4 protein-coding genes are annotated in these 6,050 nt (G+C 76.8%); 2 read left to right on the plus strand and 2 right to left on the minus strand.

Annotation, left to right across the window (positions count from 1 at the left end; translation table 11 throughout):
* Window positions 1–6: 6 nt before the first annotated feature.
* Window positions 7–786, minus strand: a complete 780-nt coding sequence (locus ACPC54_RS23010) for a phosphoribosyl-dephospho-CoA transferase MdcG domain-containing protein (protein ID WP_498967225.1) — start codon at window positions 784–786, stop codon at window positions 7–9.
* Window positions 787–986: 200 nt separating this feature from the next.
* Between ACPC54_RS23010 and ACPC54_RS23015 the strand changes: the two genes are divergently transcribed.
* On the plus strand, window positions 987–1,217 hold the full coding sequence (locus tag ACPC54_RS23015; protein WP_498967227.1) for a hypothetical protein: 231 nt from the start codon (window positions 987–989) through the stop codon (window positions 1,215–1,217).
* 9 nt (window positions 1,218–1,226) lie between these two features.
* On the opposite strand, the gene ACPC54_RS23020 is transcribed toward ACPC54_RS23015, so the two are convergent.
* Complete coding sequence (locus ACPC54_RS23020) at window positions 1,227–4,463, minus strand: S41 family peptidase (protein ID WP_498967229.1); 3,237 nt, start codon at window positions 4,461–4,463, stop codon at window positions 1,227–1,229.
* A gap of 278 nt (window positions 4,464–4,741) precedes the next feature.
* On the opposite strand from ACPC54_RS23020, the gene ACPC54_RS23025 reads away from it, so the two are divergent.
* Complete coding sequence (locus tag ACPC54_RS23025) at window positions 4,742–5,959, plus strand: MFS transporter (protein ID WP_498967231.1); 1,218 nt, start codon at window positions 4,742–4,744, stop codon at window positions 5,957–5,959.
* Window positions 5,960–6,050: the final 91 nt, after the last annotated feature.

A 6,050-nucleotide genomic window follows, 5' to 3' on the forward strand; every position in this document is an offset into this window, starting at 1 on the left:
CCCGCCTCACACGAACGGGCCCCGGGGGAACCACGGATCGTGGACCTCCCGGGGCCCGTACGGCGTCAGCAGGGTGACGGTGAGCGGTGAGGCGGCGTACTCGGCGAGCAGCACCGCGCCGTGCCGGGTCACCAGCTCGGCCTGCACCGGCACCGGCAGCTTGCTCAGTGCCCGGCGCAACTGCAGCGCGTCCCGCCGGCTGACCGGCTGCGGTGCGCGCAGCACCAGCCGCAGCGGGCTGAGCGGCCCGGTCACCGGCACGCCGGAGGCCAGCTCGTAGCCGACCGCGCCGATCGGGCCCCAGGGCAGCCGGTGGTCCGCGACCAGCCGCCCGGCCTCCGGCAGCAGCGCCAGCGCGGGGACGGCGGCGATCCGCTCCGGGGCCAGCCGGCCGCGCCGCTCGGCGAGCCGTTCCGGCCGCAGGGTCCGGGCCACGGCCGCCCAGGGGGCCAGCGCGTCCAGCCGCTGCCCGGGGCGGGGGCCGCGCACGGTCACCGGGATCCAGTGCTCGGGCGCCGCCTCCGGGTCGCGGGTGCAGCGCTGCGGGTGCGGCAGGTCGGCCGGGGTGCCGGTCACGGTGGGCGCCCGGCCGACCGTCACCCACGGGTGGGCGCGCAGCACCGCCCGTGCCCAGTCGGGCAGTTCGCCGCCGGTCACCGGGCGCAGCGAGCTCGGGCACTGCATCAGCAGCAGGTCGTGCGGGCCGGGCAGCCGCCCGTCCAGCGCGGCCAGCGGGCCGACCTGCCGGCGCGGCCCGTCGTGCGGGTCGTCGATCGCGTTCCTCACACCGCCACCCTGCGCCCGGCGCGGGCCGCCCGGCTACGGCCGTTGGGCGCGACCGGCCGGGACCAAAGACTCAAGGGGCCGAGGTTCCCGAGCCCGAGGTTCCCGGGCCCGGGGCTCCCGGGGCCGAGGTGCATCCGCGCGGCCCCGGTGTGAGAGTGGGGGCAGCCCGGCATTCCGTCATTCCGTCCGGAGGAGGAGTCATGGGCATCTTCGACAGGTTGTTCCACCGCGCCCCGCACCACGAGGAGACCGGTGAGGGCGCCGCCCAGCGGGCCGCCCTCGCCCACGATGAGGCCGCCGACGCGTTCGGCGACGACGTCGAGCGCACCCGGGAGTCGCAGGAGCGCACGGCCCGGGAGCGGATGGCGCAGGAGGAGGCCGACCGGCGCGCCGCCGAGAACATGACCGCCGAGGGCGACCCCTGGGGCTGAGCCCCCGGCTCACCGGGCCCGCGGCGGCAGCGGCGGGCGCCGCAGGTCCGGCCGGGGCGTGTCCTCGGGCGGGGGCGTCGCCGCGGGCGCGTCCTCCAGCAGTTCCAGGGCCAGCTGGACGGCGGCGACCAGTTCGGGCTGGTGCCCGCGCGCCCAGTCCCGGGGGGCGCGCAGCACGTGCACGTCCGGTTCGACGCCGCGGTTCTCCACCGACCAGCCGAGCCCGCCGCCGAACCAGGAGGCGTTCTTCGGCACCGAGATCTGGGTGCCGTCGCCGAGGGTGTGCCGCCCGGTCATCCCGACCACCCCGCCCCAGGTGCGGGTGCCGACGACCGGGCCGAGGCCGAGCAGTTTGATCGCCGCGATGACGACGTCGCCGTCCGAGCTGGTGGCCTCGTCGGCGAGTGCGACCAGCGGGCCGCGCAGGGCGTGGCGGGGCCAGCGGACGGGCCGGCGGTCGCGGCTGAAGTCCCAGGCGAGGACCTGCCGGGTGAGCTTCTCCAGGACGAGCTCGGAGACGTTGCCGCCGGCGTTGCCGCGCACGTCCAGGACCAGGGCGGGCTTGTCGAGTTCGCGCCGCAGGTCCCGGTTGAACTGCGCCCAGCCGGAGCCGCCGAGGTCGGGGATGTGCAGGTAGCCGCACCGGCCGTCACTGAACTCCCGGACCAGGGCGCGGCGTCTGGTCACCCAGTCCTGGTAGCGGATCGGCCGCTCGTCGGTCAGCGGGGAGATCGCGATCCGCCGCACCGGGCCGTCCGGGCCGGTGCGCAGGGCGAGTTCGACGGTGGTGCCGCCGGTGCCGGCCAGCAGCGGCAGCGGGCCGCGCCCCGGGTCGACCGGGCGGCCGCCGACCTCCAGCAGTTCGTCGCCGTCGCGCACGCCCTGGGCGGCGAGCGGGGCGCGGGCGCGCGGGTCGGAGGACTCGCCGGGCAGCACCCGGTCGAGCAGCCAGCGGCCGTCCGGGGTGCGGTGGGCGGTGGCGCCGAGCAGGCCGAGCGGCTGCTGGCCGAGGGAGGGGCCCTCGCCGCGCCGGGAGGGGGTGACGTAGGCGTGCGAGGTGCCGAGTTCGCCGAGGAGTTCGCGCAGCAGGTCGGCGAAGTCGTCGGGTGAGCAGACGCGTTCCAGCAGCGGTTCGTACTGGGCGACCAGCGCGGGCCAGTCCAGGCCGGACATCCGCTCGTCCCAGAACTGGTCCCGGACGATCCGGGCGGCCTCGTGGTAGGCCTGGCGCCACTCGGCGGCCGGGTGCACGGTGTGGGTGATCCGGCGCAGGTCGACGGCCGTGCCGGCGGAGGGCGCGGTGGCGGGGACGATCCGCAGGGTGCCGGCCGAGTAGACGGCGATGGAGCCGCCGTCCCCGGAGACGGCGTAGCCGTCCAGCTTGTCGACCAGGGTGGTGCGGGTGCCGCGGGCCAGGTCGAAGTGCTCCAGCGAGGGGCGGGCGGAGGTGTCGTCGGGGTTGGCGAAGGTCTGCCCGAGGGTGCCGGAGATCGGCCAGCGCAGCCAGACCAGGCCGCCGCGCACCGCGTCGGTGGCCGAGTACTTGGAGGAGATCACCGGGAACTGCAGCAGCCGTTCGCCGATGCCCTGCGGGTCGACGCGCACGGTGCCGTCGCCGCCGCCGTCGCCGCGCGGGGCGCCGTCCTCGCTCGGGGCGGCGAACGGGGAGGGCGTGTCGGCGGCGAGCGGGACGAGGTAGGGGCGGCAGCCGAGCGGGAAGGAGAGGTCGCCGGTGTGTACGTCGTGGACGGGATCGAAGCCGCGCCAGGACAGGAAGGCCAGGTAGCGGCCGTCCCGGGTGAAGACCGGCTGCTCGTCCTCGAAGCGCCCGTCGGTGACCTCGGTGATCGGTGCGGGCGCGTCGGTGCGGGTGAGCCGGATGCGGCGCAGCGACCGGCCGGCGACCGGCTGGGACCAGGCGATCCAGTGCGAGTCGGGGGAGAAGCGGGCGCTGGAGACCGGCCCGTAGCCGGAGGCGGCGAGTTCGCGGACCTCGCCGTCCCCGGCGGAGACCAGCAGCAGCCGCCCGTCCGAGGCGACGACGGCGAGGCGGGCGCCGTCCGGGGCGGCGGTCAGTTCCAGGACGCGGCCGAGCCGGCCGGCGGCGAGCACCCGGTGGTGGTGCTTGGGGCCGCTCTCGTGCCCGGGGGCGGCCTCGTGCCCGGGCAGCGGCATCACCTCGATCGCGTCGGCGCCCTCGGCGTCGGTGATCCAGGCGGCCTCGCCGGTGTGCCCGAGCACCACCGGCAGCCTGGTCCGCACACCGGGGGTGTCGGCGAGCGCGCGGGCCGGGCCGTCCTTGTGGGTGAGCCAGTACTGGCTGCCGCGCACGGTGATCACCCCGGCCCGGCCGGTCTGGTCGCAGGCGAGGTCCTTGACCTGGGCGGCGGCGCCGACCTGGTACGGGCGGCGGCCGGCCCGGGCGCCGCCGAGCGGGACGTGCAGCCGGCGCGGGGCGGGGGCGTCCAGGCCGTCCAGCAGCCAGAGGTCGCCGGCGTGCTGGTAGACGATCCGGGTGCCGTCGCTGGCGGCCTCGCGGGCGTAGTAGGAGGCGTGGTCGGTGTGCCGGCGCAGGTCGGTGCCGTCCGGGCGGCAGGAGTAGACGTTGCCGATGCCCTCGTGGTCGGAGAGGAAGGCGATCCGGTCCCCGTGCGGCCCGGTGACGGGCATGGGGGAGGAGAGGTGGCCGGGGTGGTCGGGCAGGATCCGCTCGCCGTCGACCCAGAGCCGGCCGGTGGCGCCGCCGCGGTAGCGCTTCCAGGCGGCGGGCGCGTGCGGGGCGGTGCCGGTGAGCAGCACGGTGTGCGCGCGGTCCATCTGGGCGTCGCCGACCGGGCCCCAGGGCATCCGGCGGCCGGGGGCGCCGTCCGGCGGCAGGGCGTGCGCCCAGGTGTAGTGGCCGAAGGGCTCGTGGTAGGAGGTGACGGCCAGCACCTCGCCGTCCGGCAGCCAGCCGCGCACCCGGGTGTCCTGGCTGCCCCAGAAGCTGAGCCGGGCGGCCTCGCCGCCCTCGACCGGGGCGGTCCACACCTCGGGGGTGGGGCCGAGCCAGCTGGTCCAGGCGAGGACGGTGCCGTCCGGGGAGAAGCGGGGGTGGCTGACCCGGGTGCGGTCGCCGCTGACGCGCCAGGCCCGGCCGGTGCCGCCGTCGCCGTCCAGCGGGGCGACCCAGACGTCGTCCTCGGCGGTGAAGGCGAGCAGGCCGCCGTGCAGGTGGGGGTGGCGGAGGTAGCCGGGCTGGGTCACCTCTCCATCCTTCGACGGGGTGTCACCCCCGGCAACCGGGGCGGGCTGCGAAGGGGTGACGACACCGGTCTGGACCATTGACAGCGCACTGGCGAATCCACTTCAGTGGTCTAGTCCAACTTGGGTGCCAGGCCGGGCCGTTCCCCCCACTGGCGCGTGCTCCGGCGTGCCCTCGGACGTCCCCCACCAACTTCGACGGCTACTTCGGCCGCTGAGCCCGGGCCCGGGCGGGGGCCGTGCTTGAACCTGACACCGGTGTGAGGTCCGAGGATGGCCCCATGGCGACCACGCGGCTCACAACCCCCGTACCCCCCAAGGCCTTTCCGCTCCCGGCGCTGCTCGCCCTGGCCACCGCCGTCTTCGTCACCGCGCTCACCGAGAACCTGCCGGCCGGCGTGCTGCCCGGCATGGGCGGGTCGCTCGGGGTGAGCGAGTCGGCCGCCGGGCAGACCGTCACCGTCTACGCGGTCGGCTCCGCCGCCACCGCGATCCCGCTCAGCGCGGCCACCGCGGGCTGGGGCCGCCGGCGGCTGCTGCTCGCCGCGATGGCCGGCTTCGCGGTGGCCAACACCGTGACCGCGGCCTCCACCGGCTACCCGATCACGCTGGCCGCCCGCTTCCTCGCGGGCGTCGCGGCCGGGCTGGCCTGGGCGCTGCTGGCCGGGTACGCGCGGCGGCTGGTGCCGGTCGAGCAGCAGGGCCGGGCCATGGCGGTGGCGATGGCGGGCGTGCCGGTGGCGCTGTCCCTGGGAGTGCCGGTCGGCACCTTCCTCGGCCGTGTGCTCGACTGGCGGGTGCCCTTCCTGGCCATGACGGCACTGGCGCTCGGCGTGGTCGGCTGGATCGCCGCCCTGCTGCCCGAGCAGCCCGGCCGGGCGCCCGGCGAGCGGTCCGAGCCGGGCGGGGGAGTCCGGCGCGCGCTCGCCGTGCCCGGGGTGGCGCCGGTGCTCGCCGTGACGGTGCTCCTCGTGCTCGCCCACACCATCCTGTTCACCTACGTCGCCCCCTTCCTCGACCGGGCCGGCCTCGACGGGAGCGTCGGCACCGTGCTGCTGGTCTTCGGACTGGCCTCGCTGCTGAGCATCTGGTTCGTCGGCGCCCGCATCGACCGCCGGCTGCGGCAGTTGACGATCGGCGGCGCGCTGCTGATCGCCCTGACCGCGGGCCTGCTCGGCCTCTGGTCGCGCAGCGCGCCGCTGGTCCACCTCGCCGCCCTGCTCTGGGGCCTCGGCTGGGGCGGCGCGCCGACACTGCTGCAGACCGCGGTCGGTGACGCGGGCGGCGAACGGGCGGACGCCGCCCAGGCGATGCTGGTCACCCTGTGGAACGCGGCGATGGCGGGCGGCGGGCTGGTCGGCGGCCTGGTGCTCGGCCGCCTCGGCACCGGCGCACTGCCCTGGACGGTGCTCGCCCTGCTGCTGCCGGCCCTCGCGGTGGTCCTCGCCGCCCGCCGCCACGGCTTCCCCGCCGAGCGCGGTCAGGGCGTGTCCACCTAGTGCCGCATCAGGCAACGTTCGCCCCGTTGCGGCATGCTGTCCGGTTGCCGTTGGCGGCAACCGGACAGTCAGAATGATCACGTGGCTGAAC

This window comes from Kitasatospora sp. NPDC094028 (assembly GCF_049543595.1).
Taxonomy (GTDB): domain Bacteria; phylum Actinomycetota; class Actinomycetes; order Streptomycetales; family Streptomycetaceae; genus Kitasatospora.

What these genes read in the sequence shown, in the direction of transcription:
- ACPC54_RS23015 (WP_498967227.1), top strand. Translation starts at nt 987, where the DNA reads ATGGGCATCTTCGACAGGTTGTTCCACCGCGCCCCGCACCACGAGGAG.
- ACPC54_RS23025 (WP_498967231.1), top strand. Translation starts at nt 4,742, where the DNA reads ATGGCGACCACGCGGCTCACAACCCCCGTACCCCCCAAGGCCTTTCCG.